This is a genomic window from Pseudomonas sp. 7P_10.2_Bac1, from assembly GCF_025465935.1.
In the GTDB taxonomy this organism is placed as follows: Bacteria; Pseudomonadota; Gammaproteobacteria; order Pseudomonadales; family Pseudomonadaceae; genus Aquipseudomonas.
Genome location: NZ_JANLNV010000094.1, coordinates 27,202 through 46,691, shown reverse-complemented (window position 1 = coordinate 46,691; position 19,490 = coordinate 27,202). Strand labels below are relative to the sequence as shown.

17 protein-coding genes are annotated in these 19,490 nt (G+C 56.9%); 1 reads left to right on the top strand and 16 read right to left on the bottom strand.

Annotated elements, in window-relative coordinates; translation table 11 throughout:
• Positions 1 to 32: 32 nt before the first annotated feature.
• Both fghA and NTD86_RS23325 read right to left on the bottom strand, forming a co-directional pair.
• Positions 33 to 878, bottom strand: a complete 846-nt coding sequence (gene fghA / locus NTD86_RS23330; RefSeq protein ID WP_262205746.1) for an S-formylglutathione hydrolase — start codon at positions 876 to 878, stop codon at positions 33 to 35.
• A 152-nt stretch (positions 879 to 1,030) separates the two neighbouring features.
• On the bottom strand, positions 1,031 to 2,143 hold the full coding sequence (locus NTD86_RS23325) for an S-(hydroxymethyl)glutathione dehydrogenase/class III alcohol dehydrogenase (protein ID WP_262205745.1): 1,113 nt from the start codon (positions 2,141 to 2,143) through the stop codon (positions 1,031 to 1,033).
• Positions 2,144 to 2,251: 108 nt separating this feature from the next.
• Between NTD86_RS23325 and NTD86_RS23320 the strand changes: the two genes are divergently transcribed.
• Positions 2,252 to 3,151, top strand: coding sequence for a LysR family transcriptional regulator (locus NTD86_RS23320; RefSeq protein WP_262205744.1), 900 nt, complete (start codon positions 2,252 to 2,254; stop codon positions 3,149 to 3,151).
• Positions 3,152 to 3,166: 15 nt separating this feature from the next.
• On the opposite strand, the gene ispD is transcribed toward NTD86_RS23320, so the two are convergent.
• The 14 genes from ispD to NTD86_RS23250 form a co-directional block, all read right to left on the bottom strand.
• Positions 3,167 to 3,871, bottom strand: a complete 705-nt coding sequence (ispD, locus tag NTD86_RS23315) for a 2-C-methyl-D-erythritol 4-phosphate cytidylyltransferase (protein WP_262205743.1) — start codon at positions 3,869 to 3,871, stop codon at positions 3,167 to 3,169.
• Positions 3,868 to 4,146 (bottom strand): cell division protein FtsB, encoded by a 279-nt coding sequence (gene ftsB / locus NTD86_RS23310; protein ID WP_003440483.1) that lies wholly within the window; start codon positions 4,144 to 4,146, stop codon positions 3,868 to 3,870. The genes ispD and ftsB overlap by 4 nt, the downstream gene beginning before the upstream one ends.
• 169 nt (positions 4,147 to 4,315) lie before the next feature.
• Positions 4,316 to 5,605 carry a phosphopyruvate hydratase gene (gene eno, locus NTD86_RS23305; protein WP_262205742.1) on the bottom strand — a complete coding sequence of 430 codons (1,290 nt, stop codon included), beginning with the start codon at positions 5,603 to 5,605 and terminating at the stop codon, positions 4,316 to 4,318.
• 153 nt (positions 5,606 to 5,758) lie between these two features.
• Positions 5,759 to 6,604, bottom strand: coding sequence for a 3-deoxy-8-phosphooctulonate synthase (gene kdsA, locus NTD86_RS23300; RefSeq protein WP_262205741.1), 846 nt, complete (start codon positions 6,602 to 6,604; stop codon positions 5,759 to 5,761).
• Positions 6,605 to 6,609: 5 nt separating this feature from the next.
• A complete protein-coding gene (locus NTD86_RS23295; protein WP_262205740.1) occupies positions 6,610 to 8,241 on the bottom strand; it encodes a CTP synthase in 1,632 nt (543 codons plus the stop codon).
• Between the two features lie 272 nt (positions 8,242 to 8,513).
• The gene (gene tilS, locus NTD86_RS23290) at positions 8,514 to 9,833 is read right to left on the bottom strand and encodes a tRNA lysidine(34) synthetase TilS (protein ID WP_262205739.1); all 1,320 of its coding nucleotides are present in this window, start codon (positions 9,831 to 9,833) and stop codon (positions 8,514 to 8,516) included.
• A gap of 259 nt (positions 9,834 to 10,092) precedes the next feature.
• A complete protein-coding gene (locus NTD86_RS23285; RefSeq protein WP_262205738.1) occupies positions 10,093 to 11,040 on the bottom strand; it encodes an acetyl-CoA carboxylase carboxyltransferase subunit alpha in 948 nt (315 codons plus the stop codon).
• Positions 11,041 to 11,224: 184 nt separating this feature from the next.
• Complete coding sequence (gene dnaE, locus NTD86_RS23280) at positions 11,225 to 14,746, bottom strand: DNA polymerase III subunit alpha (RefSeq protein WP_262205737.1); 3,522 nt, start codon at positions 14,744 to 14,746, stop codon at positions 11,225 to 11,227.
• Positions 14,747 to 14,824: 78 nt separating this feature from the next.
• On the bottom strand, positions 14,825 to 15,451 hold the full coding sequence (gene rnhB, locus NTD86_RS23275) for a ribonuclease HII (RefSeq protein ID WP_262205736.1): 627 nt from the start codon (positions 15,449 to 15,451) through the stop codon (positions 14,825 to 14,827).
• A gap of 14 nt (positions 15,452 to 15,465) precedes the next feature.
• Entirely contained in the window at positions 15,466 to 16,593 is a 1,128-nt protein-coding gene (gene lpxB, locus NTD86_RS23270) for a lipid-A-disaccharide synthase (RefSeq protein ID WP_262205735.1), read from the bottom strand.
• Positions 16,594 to 16,595: 2 nt separating this feature from the next.
• Positions 16,596 to 17,372, bottom strand: coding sequence for an acyl-ACP--UDP-N-acetylglucosamine O-acyltransferase (gene lpxA / locus NTD86_RS23265; RefSeq protein ID WP_262205734.1), 777 nt, complete (start codon positions 17,370 to 17,372; stop codon positions 16,596 to 16,598).
• Complete coding sequence (gene fabZ / locus NTD86_RS23260) at positions 17,369 to 17,809, bottom strand: 3-hydroxyacyl-ACP dehydratase FabZ (RefSeq protein ID WP_019411583.1); 441 nt, start codon at positions 17,807 to 17,809, stop codon at positions 17,369 to 17,371. Before fabZ ends, lpxA begins: the two co-directional genes overlap by 4 nt.
• Before the next feature lie 109 nt (positions 17,810 to 17,918).
• On the bottom strand, positions 17,919 to 18,974 hold the full coding sequence (gene lpxD / locus NTD86_RS23255; protein ID WP_262205733.1) for a UDP-3-O-(3-hydroxymyristoyl)glucosamine N-acyltransferase: 1,056 nt from the start codon (positions 18,972 to 18,974) through the stop codon (positions 17,919 to 17,921).
• 2 nt (positions 18,975 to 18,976) lie between these two features.
• A complete protein-coding gene (locus NTD86_RS23250) occupies positions 18,977 to 19,480 on the bottom strand; it encodes an OmpH family outer membrane protein (RefSeq protein WP_262205732.1) in 504 nt (167 codons plus the stop codon).
• Positions 19,481 to 19,490 lie beyond the last annotated feature (10 nt).

Below are 19,490 nucleotides of genomic sequence, written 5' to 3'. Positions count from 1 at the left end.
TCAGGGCGTGATTCTACCTACTTTGGTCGACATTAGGCGCTTAGTGCACGCGCGTGATGACGCAAGTGGTCGTCAATAAAGCTGGCGATAAAGAAATAGCTGTGGTCGTAACCCGGCTGCAGGCGCAACGTCAGCGGATGATCGGCCAATCTGGCGGCCTGTTGCAGTGCTTCGGGCTTGAGCTGGACCGCTAAAAAGTCGTCTCGATCACCTTGATCCACCAGCAACGGCAGCTTCTCAGTGGCCTCGCTGATCAGCACACAGGCGTCCCATTCACGCCAGCGCGCACGCTCGTCGCCCAAGTAGTTGCTGAAAGCCTTTTGACCCCAGGGGCAATCCATTGGATTGCTGATCGGCGCAAATGCCGACACCGATAGATAACGCCCCGGATTGCGCAACGCGCACACCAGAGCCCCGTGTCCGCCCATCGAGTGCCCGCTGATGCTGCGTTTTTGCGATGCCGGGAAATGTGCCTCAACCAGTTCAGGCAATTCATGCACCACGTAGTCATGCATTCGGTAGTGTTGCGCCCACGGTTGCTGGGTGGCATTCACATAAAAGCCCGCCCCCAGGCCGAAATCCCACGCACCGTCTGGATCGTCCGGCACACCCTCGCCGCGCGGGCTGGTGTCCGGGCACACGATAATCAGGCCCAACTCGGCGGCCATCTTCAAGGCGCCAGCCTTGTGCATGAAGTTCTCGTCGGTGCAGGTCAGCCCCGACAACCAATACAGCACGGGCAACTTGGCGCCCTGCTCCGCTTGCGGGGGCAGGTACACCGCAAACACCATGTCGCAGCCCAGCACGTGCGAACGGTGCTGATAACGCTTGTGCCAGCCGCCGAAGCTTTTCTGGCAGGAAATGTTTGTTAAGGACATAGAAGCAGCTCCAAGCTTTTAGCGGCAAAGCGCACGATAAGCCCACCCTAGGAGTGAGCTTGTCTCGCGGTCTTTTGATCGTTAAAAAGATCGCGAGGCAAGCTCGCCCCTACAGATTCAGCGAGTGGGCTACCCCGGCTTGCTGCTATTGGTCAGAATTTAATTACGGTCCGAATGCTTTTGCCTTCGTGCATCAGGTCGAATGCCTTGTTGATGTCTTCCAGGCCCATGGTGTGGGTGATGAAGGTGTCCAGCGGGATTTCGCCGGTTTGTGCCATGTCGACATAGCTTGGCAACTCGGTACGGCCGCGCACGCCACCGAACGCCGAACCGCGCCAAACGCGGCCCGTCACCAATTGGAATGGACGGGTCGAGATTTCCTGGCCTGCACCGGCAACGCCAATGATCACCGACTCGCCCCAACCTTTGTGGCAGCATTCCAGCGCCGCACGCATCAGTTGCACGTTGCCGATGCACTCAAAGGAGAAGTCAACGCCGCCGTCAGTCATGTCGACGATCACTTCCTGGATTGGGCGATCAAAGTCTTTCGGGTTGACGCAATCGGTCGCACCCAGTTGCTTGGCAATCTCGAACTTAGCCGGGTTGATGTCGATGGCAATGATCCGCGAAGCCTTGGCTTTGACCGCGCCAATCACCGCCGACAGACCGATGCCGCCCAAGCCGAAGATAGCCACGGTGTCGCCCGGCTTGACCTTGGCGGTGTTGAGCACTGCGCCAATGCCGGTGGTCACGCCGCAACCCAGCAGGCAGACTTTTTCCAATGGGGCGTCTTTCTGGATTTTGGCCACGGAAATTTCCGGGAGCACGGTGTACTCGGAAAACGTCGACGTGCCCATGTAATGGAAAATCGGCTGCCCCTTGTACGAGAAGCGCGTGGTGCCGTCTGGCATCAGGCCTTTGCCTTGGGTCGAACGAATCGACTGACACAGGTTGGTCTTGCCTGACAGGCAGAATTTACATTGACGGCATTCCGGGGTGTACAGCGGGATGACGTGATCACCAACGGCCACTGAGGTTACGCCCTCACCGATGGCTTCAACGATTGCACCGCCTTCATGGCCCAGAATCGACGGAAAGATACCTTCCGGGTCCGCGCCCGACAGGGTGTAAGCATCGGTGTGGCAAACACCCGTCGCCACAACGCGCAAGAGCACTTCGCCAGCCTTGGGCATGGCGACATCCACTTCTACGATTTCCAGTGGCTTTTTGGCCTCGAACGCTACGGCAGCACGTGACTTGATCATCCATCGTCTCCAGCAAAGTAAAAACAAGATGCCGAGTGTAAATCAGCACTGAGTGATTAATAATCCGGTCAAAAGCAAAACATTATTGCCTCACAGGGATAATCAACCGTGAATGAGAACCGCTGGGAAGGTATAGACGAATTTGTGGCAGTGGCCGAATGCAGCCAATTTACGGCAGCGGCAGAACGCCTGGGCGTGTCGTCTTCACATATCAGTCGTCAAGTGGCCCGCCTTGAAGAGCGCTTGCAGACCCGCCTGTTCTATCGCAGTACTCGCCGGGTCACGCTGACAGAAGCCGGACAAACCTTTTTACAACACTGTCAGCGCCTGCAAGATGGCCGTGAAGAGGCATTGCGTGCCGTTGGTGACTTGACCAGCGAACCCAAAGGCATGCTGCGCATGACCTGCGCGGTCGCCTACGGAGAACGTTTTATCGTGCCGCTGGTGACCCGCTTCATGGGCTTGTACCCGCAATTGCGGGTCGACATTGAACTGACCAACCGCCCCCTGGACCTGGTGCACGAAAGCCTCGACCTGGCGATTCGGCTAGGCCGACTGCACGACTCAAGCCTGGTCGCGACCCGCCTGGCGCCAAGACGCATGTACATGTGTACGTCGCCGTCTTATCTGGAGCGCTACGGCCGCCCGCACAGCTTGTCGGAATTGAGCCGGCATAACTGCCTGATCGGTAGTTCAGACATATGGCAACTGGAACAGGACGGGCGAGAGTATTCGCAACGGGTGCAAGGCAACTGGCGCTGTAACAGTGGGCAAGCGGTATTGGACGCTGCATTACTAGGCGTTGGTCTGTGTCAGCTACCGGACTATTACGTGCTGGAGCATTTGAAGACCGGCGCGTTGATCTCCTTGCTGGATGTACATCAGCCACCCAACACGGCCGTTTGGGCGATGTATCCGCAGCAGCGACACCTGTCGCCCAAAGTCAGAAAACTGGTGGACTACCTTAAGGAAGGCTTGGCCAAGCGCGAAGAGTATTCGGTGTCCTGAAACCTGCAGTGGGGATCAGCGTTTGGCCCAACGCAGCCGCAACCACTCCAGATCTTCCGGGCGGGTGACTTTGATGTTGTCTGAACGCCCTTCGATCAGGCGTGGCGCCTGTCCAGCCCATTCCATTGCGGAAGATTCGTCGGTGATGGTCGCATCCGCCACCAGGCTGTCAGCCAAGGCGCGATGCAGTGCCCCCAGGCGAAACATCTGCGGCGTGTAGGCCTGCCAGATCAAGCTGCGGTCAACGGTTTCGACAACGCGGCCATTTTTGTCCACGCGTTTTAGCGTGTCCCGGGCCGGGACTGCGAGCAAACCACCGACCGGATCATCGGCCAACTCATAGAGCAGTTTGTCCAGGTCGTCACGTGACAAGTTGGGCCGTGCCGCATCGTGTACCAACACCCAGTCATCATCACTGGCGCCCTGCTCATGCAAGTACAACAAGGCATTGAGCACTGAATCAGCTCGTTCGCGACCACCTTCAACCCTCGCGATACGCGGGTCTGCCGCACACTGCAAGGACGGCCAGAACGGATCATCCAGCGCCAGGCTGACCACCAGGCCTTTAAGGCCAGGATGATCAAGGAAACAGCCAAGGCTGTGTTCAAGAATACTGCGCCCGCCCAGTTGCAAATATTGCTTGGGACGGTCCGCGGCCATACGGGCACCAACGCCCGCGGCAGGAATCACGGCCCAGAAGGCCGGTGAGGCGATTCTCATTGGGCCAACTGGTAGAGGGTTTCGCCCTCTTTAACCATGCCCAACTCATGGCGAGCCCGTTCTTCAACGGTCTCCATACCTTTTTTCAACTCAAGGACTTCCGCATCCAGCACGCGGTTACGCTCCAACAGCACTTCGTTTTCAGCATGCTGATCAGCAATTTGCTGCGTCAGGTCAGTCACCTGCGCCAAGCTCCCATTCCCCACCCACAGGCGATACTGCAGGCCAGCCAGAAGCAAGAGCAAAATGAGGAACAACCAATTGGGACTGCGCATCGAATATCAGGTATCCAGTGAAAAGACAGCCATGCCGACAAACGTAAACAACCAACAATACAAAGCCTGGAAGAACCAGGCTTGTACGTGATAAGCATCAGATTAGTGTCAAAACACCCACAAAGGCGAGCTTTCTGACACAACCTGTTGTCTTTTTACCACCAACTGCTTAGCCGCGGAACTCGCCACGACCGTTGTACTTGGCTTTAGTACCCAGTTGCTCTTCGATACGCAGCAATTGGTTGTACTTGGAAACGCGGTCTGAACGGCACAGAGAACCGGTCTTGATCTGGCCAGCCGAAGTACCTACTGCCAGGTCGGCAATGGTTGCGTCTTCGGTTTCACCCGAACGGTGCGAAATCACCGCGGTGTAACCGGCAGCCTTGGCCATTTGAATGGCTTCCAGAGTTTCGGTCAGGGTACCGATCTGGTTGAACTTGATCAGGATCGAGTTGGCGATCTTTTTATCGATGCCTTCTTTCAGGATCTTGGTGTTGGTTACGAACAGATCGTCACCGACCAGCTGGGTTTTCTCGCCGATTTTGTCGGTCAGGATTTTCCAGCCATCCCAGTCGGATTCGTCCAGGCCATCTTCGATGGAGATGATCGGGTAGCGCTGGGTCAGACCTTTCAGGTACTCGGCGAAACCTTCGGAGCTGAACACCTGACCTTCGCCGGACAGGTTGTACTTGCCGTCTTCGTAGAATTCGCTGGCCGCGCAGTCCAGTGCCAGGGTCACGTCGGTGCCCAGGGTGTAACCGGCGTTGGCAATGGCTTCAGAGATCACTTTCAGTGCATCTTCGTTGGACGCCAGGTTAGGTGCGAAACCACCTTCGTCACCCACTGCAGTGTTCAGGCCACGGGCCTTCAGTACAGCCTTGAGGTGATGGAAAATTTCGGTGCCCATGCGCAGCGCGTCGGAGAAAGTCTTGGCGCCAACCGGCTGAACCATGAACTCCTGGATATCGACGTTGTTATCGGCGTGTTCACCGCCGTTGATGATGTTCATCATCGGCACTGGCATCGAGTAAACACCCGGCGTGCCATTGAGGTTGGCGATGTGCGCGTACAGCGGCAGGTCCTGGTCCTGAGCCGCAGCCTTGGCAGCCGCCAGAGACACCGCCAGGATTGCGTTGGCACCCAGCGAGCCTTTGTTTTCAGTACCGTCCAGCGCGATCATCGCGTGGTCCAGCGCTTTTTGATCAACTGGGTCTTTACCCAGCAGCAAGTCGCGGATCGGGCCGTTGATGTTGGCAACCGCTTTCAGAACGCCTTTGCCCAGGTAACGGCTCTTGTCGCCATCACGCAGCTCCAACGCTTCGCGCGAGCCGGTGGAAGCACCGGAAGGCGCGCAAGCACTGCCGATGATGCCGTTGTCGAGAAGCACGTCGGCTTCCACAGTGGGATTGCCACGGGAGTCGAGAACTTCACGACCTTTGATGTCGACGATTTTTGCCATTGTTGTAACCACTCCAAAGTTGACGAAAACGACGCAGCTGAGGGAAATATTGCCACCGTCGGCAAGGATCGAATAACGGGCAGCCTTACGGACGATGAAACTCGGGCCACAAGGGCCCGAAAATCGTGCGGTACTTTACCGGAGAACGGCCGATCAGGCCGTTTCTATTGTCGGAAAACTTTTAACCAACTCATCCAGCGACTTCAGCTGGGCCAGGAATGGCTCCAGCTTGTCCAGACGCAAGGCACAAGGGCCATCGCATTTGGCGTTGTCAGGATCCGGGTGCGCCTCGAGGAACAACCCCGCCAGGCCTTGGCTGATGCCGGCCTTGGCGAGATCAGTGACCTGAGCACGACGACCACCGGCGGAATCGGCACGACCACCCGGCATTTGCAGCGCGTGGGTCACGTCGAAAAACACCGGGTACTCAAATTGTTTCATGATGCCGAAGCCCAGCATGTCGACCACAAGGTTGTTGTAGCCAAAGCTGGAGCCACGCTCACAGAGGATCAGTTGATCATTGCCCGCTTCTTCGCACTTGCTCAGGATGTGTTTCATTTCCTGTGGCGCGAGGAATTGGGCTTTTTTGATGTTGATCACGGCACCGGTCTTGGCCATGGCCACGACCAGGTCAGTCTGGCGCGACAGGAAAGCCGGCAACTGGATGATGTCGCAGACCTCGGCGACCACGGCTGCTTGCGCAGGCTCGTGGACGTCGGTGATCACCGGCACACCAAACGCTTGCTTGATGTCCTGGAATATCCGCATGCCCTCTTCGAGGCCGGGGCCTCGATACGAGTTGATCGATGAACGGTTAGCCTTGTCGAAACTGGCCTTGAAGACGTAAGGAATACCGAGCTTTTCGGTAACACGTACGTACTCTTCGCACACCTGCATGGCCATATCACGGCTTTCCAGCACGTTCATGCCACCGAACAAGACCATTGGCTTGTCGTTGGCAATGTCGATATTGCCTACGCGGATAATTTTTTGCGCCATGCTGATTAAGCCTTCTTCTCGTGTTGCGCCAATGCTGCTTTAACGAAACCGCTGAACAGAGGGTGGCCATCACGCGGAGTCGAGGTGAACTCAGGGTGGAACTGGCAAGCGACGAACCAAGGATGATCCGGTGCTTCAACCACTTCTACCAACGCGCCGTCACCGGAACGGCCGGTCACTTTGAGGCCTGCTTCGATCAGTTGTGGCAGCAGGTTGTTGTTCACTTCGTAGCGATGACGGTGACGCTCAACAATCACGTCCTTGGCATAGCATTCATGCACCAGGGAACCGGCTTCCAGCTGGCAATCCTGTGCGCCCAGACGCATGGTGCCGCCCAGATCAGAGGCTTCGGTGCGGGTTTCGACTGCACCAGTGGCGTCTTCCCACTCAGTGATCAGACCCACAACCGGATGGCCGCTGCTGCGATCGAATTCGGTGGAGTTGGCATCTTTCCAGCCCAGCACGTTACGTGCGAACTCGATGACCGCCACTTGCATGCCCAGGCAGATACCCAGGTATGGCACCTTGTTTTCACGCGCATATTGAACCGCGGTGATCTTGCCTTCTACGCCGCGCAGACCGAAGCCACCCGGAACCAGAATGGCGTCAGCGCCTTCGAGCAGTTCAGTGCCTTTGTTTTCGATGTCTTCAGAATCGATATAGCGCAGGTTGACCTTGGTACGGTTGGAAATACCGGCGTGGCTCATCGCTTCGATCAGCGACTTGTACGCATCCAGCAGCTCCATGTACTTGCCCACCATGGCGATGGTGACTTCACGCTCTGGATTGAGCTTGGCGTCGACCACCTTGTCCCACTCGGACAGATCAGCGGTGTTGCATTGCAGGCCAAAACGCTCAACGACGAAATCATCCAGGCCCTGGGCGTGCAACATGCCAGGGATCTTGTAGATGGTATCGGCGTCTTCCAGCGAGATGACTGCACGCTCTTCAACGTTGGTGAACAGCGCGATCTTGCGACGCGAGGACACATCAACGTGGTGGTCGGAACGGCAGATCAGAACGTCTGGCTGCAGGCCGATGGAGCGCAATTCTTTAACCGAGTGTTGCGTTGGCTTGGTTTTCGTTTCGCCAGCGGTGGCGATGTACGGAACCAGGGTCAGGTGCATCAGCATGGCGCGCTTGGCGCCCACTTCGATGCGCAACTGACGGATAGCCTCGAGGAACGGTTGAGACTCAATGTCACCCACAGTGCCGCCAATCTCGACCATCGCTACGTCGGCATCGCCGGCGCCCTTGATGATCCGACGCTTGATTTCGTCGGTGATGTGCGGAATCACCTGGATGGTTGCCCCCAGGTAATCACCACGGCGCTCCTTGCGCAGGACGTGTTCGTAAACGCGGCCCGTGGTGAAGTTGTTGTTCTGGGTCATGGTCGTGCGGATGAACCGCTCGTAGTGGCCCAAGTCCAGGTCAGTCTCGGCGCCGTCATGGGTGACGAACACTTCACCGTGCTGGAACGGACTCATGGTGCCCGGATCAACGTTGATGTAGGGGTCCAGCTTCAGCATGGTGACCTTAAGTCCCCGCGCCTCCAGGATGGCTGCCAATGAAGCCGAGGCAATGCCTTTCCCCAATGAAGAAACAACACCGCCCGTGACGAAGATGTAGCGCGTCATGAAAAACCCTAGAAGTCTGCGTTAAAGCGGTCAGAGCCGCCGGGGAGAGCGAAGGAAGGCCGAAGCCCCCAATCACCAGCATTAGTCACAGTGCACCTTTCGAAAAACTGCTGCGTTGAAACAGACCGAAGGAAACCGACGGTTCGATACAAGCCACACATTTTTTTAAAATCGCCCAGCAAAGACTGCTTGGTAATCGGCAACATCTGCAATTCTGGTGAATCTACAGAAGTTGTATCAAGAAGGGAGCGTAGTCTACCGGAAAGCCCCTTTCAGCTCAAACCTTGATCGCTCGAAGTTGGCAACCACTGCAATTGCCAATGCCCACAAGGGCCGAACGCCAATCCGTTGAGGTTTGCCACCGCCAATAACTGATCATTGCGGTACAACAGCGGCAATCTGCCCCGGACAAATCCAGGCACGCCCTGCTCATTGAGCAAGCGCTTGAGATCTCGATGCCCGCGCTGCGCCAGCGCCATCACCTCCCCTCCTTGACGATAGCTCACGTGCAAGGGGCCAGCGGGAATGTCACCGAGCAAACGCAATTGACCATTACCCGGCAGCGACACCGGGACTTCGGGGTTGTGCCAGAGAATTGGCCCACAGGGTTGGCGCAGCCAGTCACCGGCCAGCCACCAGACGTGCCCGCTGGCACGATGCAGTTGGCCATCGGCCAATTTCCAGATCGGATGTGCATCCTCACGGGCATCGCGCAGGGCTTCCCAGCCAGCCCAATGATCCGTGTCCGGCAGTTGAGTGAACCCGGCCAGCCAATAGCGCAATACATTGCGCTGGCGGGCTGCTGACAGTGCGGCAATCGGCGCCAGCGCCAGAGATGGCAGACCAAGCCAGGCGAACTCGGTATGGGGAGTGTTGGCGGCGGCAAGATCCTGTTGCGCCAACTCATCGAGCAACCCTTGCGCCTCGGCACAATGAGCAGCCGTGCGCGCCATGCTTGCAGTTGCTTGTGGCCAGCGCTTGGTAAGCGCTGGGATGACTTCATGACGCAAATAATTACGCGAGAACGCTGTCTGGGTATTTGAAGGATCTTCCACCCAGTTCAAGGCGTGCGAGCGTGCGTAGGCTTCCAGTTCAGCGCGAGAAACATCCAGCAAGGGTCGGCACATGCGCCCCAGTCCGAGCGCCCGTTCATGGGGCATCGACGACAGTCCGCTCACCCCGGCCCCACGCAATAGGCGAAACAGGAGCGTTTCCGCCTGATCGTCCCGGTGCTGACCGGTCAGTAACACTTCGTCCGCCTGGGTAACAGCTTCAAAGGCCCGATAGCGTGCCTCTCGTGCAGCGCGTTCAAGGCTGGCCCCAGGACGGACCTGAACATGAAACACCTGCAACGGCACGCCCAGCGAATCGCACAGCGCCTGACAATGTGCCGGCCAGGCATCAGCGGCCGCCTGCAAGCCATGGTGAACATGGACGGCAGTCAGAGCAGGAAGCGCATGGGTTTGACGCAGTTGTGCGAGGAGGTGAAGCAAGACTGTTGAATCAAGCCCGCCGGAAAGCGCGACGTGCCAGGCCTTGGCGTTGCGCCAGGGTTTTAAGGTTTGAAGCAGCTGGATTGAGAGGTTGGACATATCAAGCACCGCCTGGATCAAAAGCCCCTCACCCTAGCCCTCTCCCGGAGGGAGAGGGAACTGACCGGCTGCGCGCTCTGGAAAATCGCTAATCAGTCCCTATCCCGGAAGAAGGGGAACTGACCGGCTGCGCGCTCTGGAAAATCGCTAATCAGCTCCTCTCCCGGAAGGAGGGGAACTGACCGGCTGCGCGCTCTAAAACACCGCTAATCAGCTCCCTCTCCCCCCGGGAGAGGGTTGGGGTGAGGGCCAGCTATGATCAGAGACCGTAGCTCATCAGGCGATCATAACGACGCTTGAGCAAGGTTTCGGTGTCGAGCTTTTTGAGCATGTCCAGTTGCGAGATCAGCTCGCCACGGATGGTGGCAGAAGCCGCCGCCGGATCACGATGCGCGCCGCCCAACGGCTCGATGATGACCTTGTCAACGATGCCCAGGCCTTTCAGGCGCTCAGCAGTGATACCCATGGCTTCTGCTGCGTCCGGCGCCTTTTCGGCGGTCTTCCACAGAATCGATGCACAGCCTTCCGGCGAGATCACCGCGTAAGTCGAATACTGCAGCATGTTCAATTGGTCGCAGACGCCAATCGCCAATGCACCGCCCGAACCACCCTCACCGATTACAGTGGAGATGATCGGGGTTTTCAGGCGAGCCATGACACGCAGGTTCCAGGCAATCGCTTCGCTCTGGTTACGCTCTTCGGCGTCAATCCCCGGGTAAGCACCCGGCGTGTCGATGAAGGTCAGGATCGGCATTTTGAAACGTTCGGCCATTTCCATCAGTCGGCAGGCTTTACGGTAGCCTTCCGGACGCGGCATGCCGAAGTTGCGGCGAACCTTCTCACGCACTTCACGGCCTTTCTGGTGACCGATCACCATGACTGGCTGGCCATCCAGACGCGCAATACCACCGACGATGGCAGCGTCATCGGAGAAGTGACGGTCGCCGTGTAGCTCATCGAATTCGGTGAAGATGTGATCAATGTAGTCCAAGGTGTAAGGACGACGCGGATGACGGGCCAGACGAGCAATTTGCCAGCTGGTCAGCTTGCCGAAAATATCTTCAGTCAGCGTTTTGCTTTTGTCTTGCAGGCGAGAGATTTCATCGCTGATGTTCAGCGAATTGTCATTACCGACCAAGCGCAACTCTTCGATTTTGGCTTGCAGGTCAGCAATCGGCTGTTCGAAATCAAGAAAATTCGGGTTCATAAGCATCCGTCTTGGGTCGGCGGCAAAGCATGCCAGCGGGCGTGAAACCCAGCATTTGCTGGTGAGTCCAACCCGACTGGGGCAGCCGGTTGATCTGTATCGCGCCTACCTTAAGGGAGAGGCGCTCTCAGGTCGAGATTAAAAATTCAGGTCGAGATCAGGGCGCGTGATTCGCCCCTGACCGTCAACGGTATTGGAGGAAGACGTTGTCTCGCCCAAACTGGTCACGCAACGCTTGAATCAAGCTGTCTGCCGGATCAATCCGCCAGGTTTCGCCAAACTGCAGCAAAGCCTTGGCGTCTGCGCCGGTGTAGTCCATGGTGATCGGGCACGCCCCGCGATGTTTTTTGAACAATTCGCCCAGAAAGCGTAATTGGTCCCCTTTCAGCGCCGCTTGCGTCACTTTGAGACGCAGGCTTTCAGCCAGGCTGGTGCGCGCTTCTTCCATGCTCATCACCCGCTTGACCCGCAAACGCAGGCCACCGGAAAAGTCATCATTGCTGACCTCGCCTTCGACCACCACCATTGCGTCAGTCTGCAACAACGATTGCGCCGAATGGAAGGCCTCGGCGAACAAGGAGGCTTCGATACGCCCTGAACGGTCGTCCAGAGTGATAAAGCCCATCTTGTCACCTTTCTTGTTCTTCATCACCCGCAGGGCAATGATCATACCGGCGACAGTCTGTGTGTCGCGTGCCGGTTTCAGATCAATAATGCGCTGACGGGCAAAGCGGCGGATTTCGCCTTCGTATTCATCAATCGGGTGACCGGTCAGATACAGCCCAAGGGTATCTTTCTCACCCTTGAGACGCTCTTTGAGGGTCAGTTCCTTCGCCTTGCGATGGTTGCCATACACATCCGCGTCTTCTTCGACAAACAATCCGCCAAACAAATCCGCATGCCCGCTGTCGTGAGTCCGCGCGGTTTGTTCAGCGGCCTTGATCGCCTCTTCCATCGCCGCCAGCAACACGGCGCGGTTTTGATCGATGTGAGCTTGATACGCTTTTGGCTCATCGTGGAAGTAAGGTCCCAGACGGTCCAGAGCGCCGCTGCGGATCAAACCGTCCAGGGTGCGTTTGTTAATACGCTTGAGGTCAACACGCGCGCAGAAATCGAACAGGTCAGTAAACGGACCGTCCTTGCGCGCTTCGGTAATGGCCTCCACCGGCCCCTCACCCACGCCCTTTATCGCACCCAGGCCGTAAATAATTCGGCCTTCGTCGTTAACCGTGAACTTGAACTCCGAAGCATTCACATCCGGTGCGTCGAGACGCAGCTTCATGGTGCGAATTTCTTCGATCAAGGTCACAACCTTGTCGGTGTTGTGCATATCCGCCGACAGTACCGCAGCCATGAACGGCGCCGGGTAATGCGTTTTCAGCCAGGCCGTCTGGTAAGACACCAGGCCGTAGGCCGCGGAGTGGGATTTGTTGAAGCCATAACCGGCAAATTTCTCTACCAGGTCGAAAATGTTACCGGCAAGGTCCGCATCAATATTGTTCTTGCCACAGCCTTCAATGAAACCACCGCGCTGCTTGGCCATTTCTTCGGGTTTTTTCTTACCCATGGCTCGACGCAACATGTCCGCGCCGCCAAGGGTGTAACCGGCCATGACCTGAGCAATCTGCATCACCTGCTCCTGGTACAGGATGATGCCGTAGGTTGGCGCCAATACTGGCTTGAGGCCTTCATATTGATAATCGGAATGCGGATACGCCAGTTCGGCGCGACCGTGCTTACGGTTGATAAAGTCATCAACCATGCCCGATTGCAGCGGCCCCGGACGGAACAGGGCCACCAGTGCGATCAAGTCTTCAAGACAGTCGGGCTTGAGCTTTTTAATCAGCTCTTTCATGCCGCGTGATTCAAGCTGGAACACCGCTGTGGTCTCAGCCTTCTGCAGCAACTGATACGTCGGCTTGTCATCAAGCGGAATGAAGGCGATGTCCAGCGGCTCTTCATTGAGCTTGGCGCGATCACGGTTGATGGTTTTCAGCGCCCAGTCGATCACCGTCAGGGTCCGCAGCCCCAGGAAGTCGAACTTCACCAGGCCTGCCGACTCAACGTCGTCCTTGTCGAACTGGGTTACCAGACCGTCACCCTCTTCATCGCAGTAAATCGGCGAGAAGTCTGTCAACTTGGTCGGTGCGATAACCACACCACCGGCGTGTTTACCGACGTTACGCACAACGCCTTCGAGCTTGCGCGCCATTTCCCAGATTTCTGCGGCCTCTTCATCCACCTTGATGAAGTCACGCAGCACTTCTTCCTGTTCGTAGGCTTTTTCGAGGGTCATTCCCACTTCGAACGGAATCATCTTAGACAGACGATCCGCCAGGCCATAGGACTTGCCCTGAACCCGCGCCACATCGCGAATAACCGCTTTCGCCGCCATCGAACCAAAGGTGATGATCTGGCTTACTGCGTTGCGGCCGTACTTTTCAGCCACATATTCAATCACCCGGTCGCGACCATCCATGCAGAAGTCAACGTCGAAGTCGGGCATCGATACCCGTTCCGGGTTAAGGAATCGCTCGAACAGCAGGTCATATTCCAGCGGATCAAGGTCGGTGATTTTCTGCACATAGGCCACCAGCGACCCAGCACCCGACCCCCGTCCCGGGCCGACCGGCACGCCGTTGTTTTTCGCCCACTGGATGAAGTCCATAACGATCAGGAAGTAACCGGGGAACCCCATCTGGATGATGATATCCAGCTCGAAATTCAGCCGATCGACATACACCTGACGTCGGGCGTCGTAATCTTCAGTGGTGTCTTTGGGCAGCAGAACGCTCAAGCGCTCTTCAAGGCCTTCAAACGATACTTTGCGGAAGTACTCATCGATGGTCATGCCATCGGGAATCGGGAAGTTGGGCAGGAAGTGAGTCCCCAGCTTCACCTCAATGTTGCAGCGCTTGGCGATTTCCACCGAGTTGGCCAGCGCCTCGGGCAGGTCACTGAACAGCTCGGCCATTTCCTCGGCGCTTTTCAGGTACTGCTGATCGCTGTAGTTCTTGGAGCGGCGCGGGTCGTCCAGCGCCCGGCCCTCACCAATGCAAACGCGGGTTTCGTGAGCCTCGAAGTCTTCTGGCTTGATGAAGCGCACATCGTTGGTGGCCACCAGCGGCGCACCGATGGCATCGGCCAGCGCAACGGCAGCATGCAGATGCTCTTCGTCATTGGGACGATTGGTACGCTGAACTTCCAGATAAAAACGCTCCGGGAACACCGCCATCCATTCAAGCGCCAGGGTGTGCGCTTCTTCAGTGTTACCGCTGAGCAGCGCCAGGCCGATCTCGCCTTCTTTGGCAGCCGACAGCATGATCAAGCCTTCGGCAGCTTGCGCCACCCACTCGCGCTCAATGATGACCTGGCCGTTGCGCTGGCCATCGATAAAGCCCCGAGAAATCAGCTCAGTCAGGTTGCGATAGCCCACGGCATTCATCGCCAACAGGCTGATACGGCTCAGCGGGCTATCCGGATCTTTGTTCGACAGCCACAGGTCAGCCCCACAAATCGGCTTGATACCACCGCCCATGGCTGTTTTATAGAATTTGACGAGGGAACACATGTTGTTCTGATCCGTCACCGCGACAGCGGGCATATTCATGCTCGCCAGGGTTTTGATCAGCGGTTTGATCCGCACCAGGCCATCGACCAGGGAGTATTCAGTGTGCAGGCGCAGGTGAACGAATGAAGCCGGCATGGTGATCCTGTCTATCAGCTTTGGGAAACAACAAGGCCCGGATTGTACCGGGCCTTGGCAAAAACATCAGCCTTGCAACTAAACCTTGGCAAGGCCTTCGCGCATTTCGTAAGCACGCCGCACCGGGCCAAACGAGCGACGATGAATAGGCGTCGGGCCCAAACGCTCCAGCGCTTCCAGATGAACGGACGTCGGGTAGCCCTTGTGCCCGCCAATGCCATACCCAGGGTATTGCAGCTCAAAGGCAGCCATTTCACGATCACGGCTAACCTTGGCCAAAATCGAGGCCGCAGCAATGGCCGGGACCTTGCTATCGCCCTTGACCACCGCCTCGGCCGGCATCGCCAGCTTGGGGCAGCGGTTGCCGTCGATCATCGCCAGCTTGGGGGTGATACTCAGGCCTTCCACTGCTCGCTGCATGGCCAGCATGGTGGCGTGCAGAATGTTCAGTTCGTCGATTTCTTCAACTTCCGCTCGTGCGATGCACCAGCTCAGGGCTTTTTCACAAATTTCATCGAAGAGCTTTTCACGACGTGCTTCGGTGAGTTTTTTCGAGTCGTTAAGGCCCGCAATGGGCCGCATCGGGTCAAGAATGACCGCTGCCGTGACCACGGCACCGCACAGCGGTCCACGACCGACTTCATCAACGCCGGCCACCAGGTCTTCGACCTGATTGACCAGGTTGAAGTCCAATCCGATTTGCATAGTCACTGTACTCATTAAGATTTTGCGATCAGGCCCAGCACCGCATCAGCGGCCTGATTGGATGCATCGAGGCGCAAAGTGCGATGGATTTCGTCGAAACCACGCGTTTGCTCCTGGCCGCCATCGACCAGCGGCAACAAGGTGTTTGCCAGCGCTTGAGGCGTCGCCGCATCCTGCAACAACTCTGGGACCAAAAGCCGTTGGGCCAACAGATTGGGCAATGACACGTAGGGGCTTTTGACCAGCCGCTTGAGAATCCAGAAAGTCAGCGATGACAAGCGATAAGCAACCACCATGGGACGCTTGTACAGCAACGCTTCAAGGGTCGCTGTACCGGACGCGATCAACACCGCATCACAGCCAGCCAGCGCCAGGTGCGACTGCCCATCGAGCAAGGTCAAGGGCAAGTCACGCCCGACCAGCAGTTGCTCAAGCTGAATGCGCCGAGCGTTGTTGGCACAGGGCAGGACAAAACGCACGTCAGGTCGCGTCTTGTGAATCATCTGAGCAGCGTCCAGGAACAAGCCGCCCAGCTTGCCGACTTCACCGCCACGACTGCCCGGCATCAATGCAACCAGCGGCCCATCCGGCAACCCCAACTCGGCGCGCGCAGCAGCTCGGTCGGCTTCAAGCGGGATGGCATCGGCCAATGGGTGACCGACAAAACGCACCGGCACACCCTTCTCTTCGTAGAATTTGGCCTCGAACGGGAACAGCGTCAGCATCAAATCGCAGCCTTCGCGGATTTTAAGCACCCGCTTCTGCCGCCACGCCCACACAGACGGGCTGACATAGTGCACGGTCTTGATTCCGGCACGGCGCAATTGCAGCTCAATATTGAGAGTAAAGTCCGGGGCGTCGATACCGATAAACACATCCGGCTTTTCGGCAATCAGCGTTTGAACCAGGTCTTTGCGACGTTTGAGCAATTCACGCAAGCGACCCAGAACTTCTACCAGCCCCATCACTGACAGGCGCTCCATGGGGAAGTAAGAGGTCATGCCCTCGGCTTCCATCAAGGGGCCACCGACGCCGATGAATTCGATGTCTGCATGACGGGCCTTCAGCGCTCGCATCAGCCCGGAGCCGAGAATGTCGCCGGAAGCCTCGCCTGCCACCAGCGCAATACGCAACATGGCCATGGCTAGCGCGTAATGCCGCGGGTGGAGGAACGAATGGAGTCGACAAACATCGCCACTTCAGGGAACTGCACAGCAGGTTCCGCGAGCTCAGCCAGTGCCTGCTCTACCGTAAGGCCTTGTCGATACACCACTTTGTAAGCACGGCGCAGGGCATGAATGGCTTCATCACTGAAACCACGACGGCGCATGCCTTCAAAATTCATGCTGCGCGCTTCGGCCGGGCTGCCAAATACCGTCACGAATGCCGGAACATCTTTACCAATGGCCGTGCCCATGCCCGAAAAACTGTGCGCGCCAATGTGGCAGAACTGGTGAACCAAAGTGAAGCCAGACAGGATCGCCCAGTCTCCCATGTGCACATGGCCCGCCAGGGCGGCGTTATTCACCAGGATGCAATGATTGCCAATCACGCTGTCATGCCCGATATGGGCATAGGCCATGATCAGATTGTGATCACCCAGCGTTGTTTCGGCACGGTCCTGCACAGTGCCACGATGAATGGTGACGCCTTCGCGAATAACGTTGTGGTCACCAATCACCAGGCGTGTCTCTTCGCCCTTGTACTTCAGATCAGGTGTGTCCTCGCCTACCGATGAAAACTGGTAGATGCGATTGTGTTTACCGATCCTGGTTGGGCCCTTGAGAATCACATGCGGCCCAATCACAGTCCCCTCGCCGATTTCCACACCTGCGCCGATGATCGACCAAGGGCCGACCTCGACGTCGTCGGCCAGTACGGCCGTCGGATCGATGATTGCGCGAGGGTCAATCAAACTCATAGTTTGCGTTCCGCACAGATGATTTCAGCTGAGCAGACTGGCTTGCCGTCAACCGAAGCCTGGCACTCGAACTTCCAGATAGAGCGCTTGCAGCTCAGGAACTTGGCTTCGAGGATCAGTTGGTCACCTGGCAGCACTGGCTGACGGAAACGCAGTTTGTCAGAGCCTACGAAATAATAGAGTGTGCCGTCGGCCGGTTTAACATCCAGCATTTTGAAACCCAGAATGCCAGCTGCCTGAGCCATGGCTTCAATGATCAATACGCCGGGCATGATCGGGTGCGCCGGGAAGTGACCGTTGAAAAAAGGTTCGTTGATGCTGACATTCTTGTAGGCACGAATGCGCTTGTTCTCGACATCCAGATCCACCACTCGGTCCACCAGCAGGAACGGGTAACGGTGGGGCAGATATTCGCGAATCTCGTTGATGTCCATCATTTCGTGGGGAAGCCTGTAATAAAGATTGGGCGCGCGCGACTAAGGCGCGCTCCTCTAGCAAATCAAGGAAGCAAACCAGTGGCTATGCACTCTTGATATGGAAATTGTATTAGCCTTCTGAAGAAGCTTTACCGCTTGGGGTCACTTCCCCAACGCGCTTTTCCAGATGTTTTAGCCGTCGTGCAATGTCATCCAGCTGACGTATACGCGCCGCACTTTTGCGCCACTCCGCAGCCGGCTGCATGGCAGTACCGGAAGAATAGGCTCCTGGCTCGGTGATCGAATGAGTCACCATCGTCATGCCAGTCAAGAACACGTTGTCACAAATTTCAATGTGACCGACCAAACCAACACCGCCTGCAAGCATGCAGTGCTTACCGATTTTAGTACTTCCGGAAATGCCCACACAGGCGGCCATCGCCGTATGGTCACCCACTTGAACGTTGTGAGCGATTTGAATCTGGTTATCCAGCTTGACGCCATTGCCGATCAACGTATCGGCCAAAGCGCCACGATCAATGGCGGTATTGACGCCAATCTCGACATCATCACCAAGGGTGACACCGCCAATCTGGGCGATTTTCTGCCACACGCCCTTTTCGTTGGCGAAACCAAAACCTTCACCCCCCAGCACGGCGCCTGACTGAATCACTACCCGCTTGCCGATGTGAACATCGTGATAAAGGGTAACGCGAGGAGCCAGCCAGCCATCTTCGCCAATGGTGCAACGAGCACCGATAAAGCAATGAGCGCCAATGGTGACACCTGCGCCAATGCGCGCTCCGCTCTCGATCACGGCGAACGCACCGATACTCGCCATCGGGTCGACCACCGCATCGTCAGCAATCACGGCCGTAGGGTGAATACCGGCAGTGGCTTTGGGTTTGGGATCGAATAAATGCGAGATGCGGGCATAAGCCAGGTAAGGATCGGGCACAACCAGCGCGTCACCCGCGTACTCCTCGGCATCCGCGGCCTTGAGCAATACAGCCCCAGCGTGGCAGTCAACCAGGTATTTACGGTATTGGGGGTTTGCCAGAAAGCTCAACTGAGCTGGGCCGGCCTCTTGTAAAGTGGCCAGCCCAGTAATTTCTTTCTCCGCAGAGCCACGCAAGGTGGCTCCGAGGAACTCGGCCAATCGGCCGAGCTTAATAGTCGCGGTCATAATTACTTCAGCTGATTCATGCGCTCGATAACTTGGCGAGTGATGTCGTACTGAGGTTTCACATCAATCACAGCACCACGCTCGAACACCAGGTCATAGGCGCCTTTCTTGATGACTTCTTCAACAGCGCTGTCCAGTTTTGGCTTCAGCTGTTTCAGCATTTCACGGTCAGCAACTGCCTTGGCTTCGTTCAGCTCCTTGGACTGGAACTGGAAGTCACGAGCCTTTTGCTTGAATTCGAGCTCCAGACGCTCACGCTCGCCTTGCTGCATCTTGTCGCCGCCACTGACCAGACGGTCCTGGATGCCCTTGGCACTGCTTTCCAGGTTTTTCAGCTTGGTCAGTTGCGGACCGAACTTTTTCTCGGCATCCACTGCATAACGCTTGGCAGCGTCGGATTCAAGCAGTGCCATTTGATAGTTCAGCACTGCAATTTTCATGTCGGCAAAAGCCGGGCCAGCTGCCAAGAGCGAAGCCAGGAGAACCAATTGAGTCAACTTACGCACGATGCACTCC

Bases quoted from the DNA above. Each gene is read 5' to 3' on its own strand.
- fghA (WP_262205746.1), bottom strand. From the start codon at position 878: ATGTCCTTAACAAACATTTCCTGCCAGAAAAGCTTCGGCGGCTGGCAC.
- NTD86_RS23325 (WP_262205745.1), bottom strand. From the start codon at position 2,143: ATGATCAAGTCACGTGCTGCCGTAGCGTTCGAGGCCAAAAAGCCACTG.
- ispD (WP_262205743.1), bottom strand. From the start codon at position 3,871: ATGAGAATCGCCTCACCGGCCTTCTGGGCCGTGATTCCTGCCGCGGGC.
- ftsB (WP_003440483.1), bottom strand. From the start codon at position 4,146: ATGCGCAGTCCCAATTGGTTGTTCCTCATTTTGCTCTTGCTTCTGGCT.
- eno (WP_262205742.1), bottom strand. From the start codon at position 5,605: ATGGCAAAAATCGTCGACATCAAAGGTCGTGAAGTTCTCGACTCCCGT.
- kdsA (WP_262205741.1), bottom strand. From the start codon at position 6,604: ATGGCGCAAAAAATTATCCGCGTAGGCAATATCGACATTGCCAACGAC.
- NTD86_RS23295 (WP_262205740.1), bottom strand. From the start codon at position 8,241: ATGACGCGCTACATCTTCGTCACGGGCGGTGTTGTTTCTTCATTGGGG.
- tilS (WP_262205739.1), bottom strand. From the start codon at position 9,833: ATGTCCAACCTCTCAATCCAGCTGCTTCAAACCTTAAAACCCTGGCGC.
- NTD86_RS23285 (WP_262205738.1), bottom strand. From the start codon at position 11,040: ATGAACCCGAATTTTCTTGATTTCGAACAGCCGATTGCTGACCTGCAA.
- dnaE (WP_262205737.1), bottom strand. From the start codon at position 14,746: ATGCCGGCTTCATTCGTTCACCTGCGCCTGCACACTGAATACTCCCTG.
- rnhB (WP_262205736.1), bottom strand. From the start codon at position 15,451: ATGCAAATCGGATTGGACTTCAACCTGGTCAATCAGGTCGAAGACCTG.
- lpxB (WP_262205735.1), bottom strand. From the start codon at position 16,593: ATGGCCATGTTGCGTATTGCGCTGGTGGCAGGCGAGGCTTCCGGCGAC.
- lpxA (WP_262205734.1), bottom strand. From the start codon at position 17,372: ATGAGTTTGATTGACCCTCGCGCAATCATCGATCCGACGGCCGTACTG.
- fabZ (WP_019411583.1), bottom strand. From the start codon at position 17,809: ATGATGGACATCAACGAGATTCGCGAATATCTGCCCCACCGTTACCCG.
- lpxD (WP_262205733.1), bottom strand. From the start codon at position 18,974: ATGACCGCGACTATTAAGCTCGGCCGATTGGCCGAGTTCCTCGGAGCC.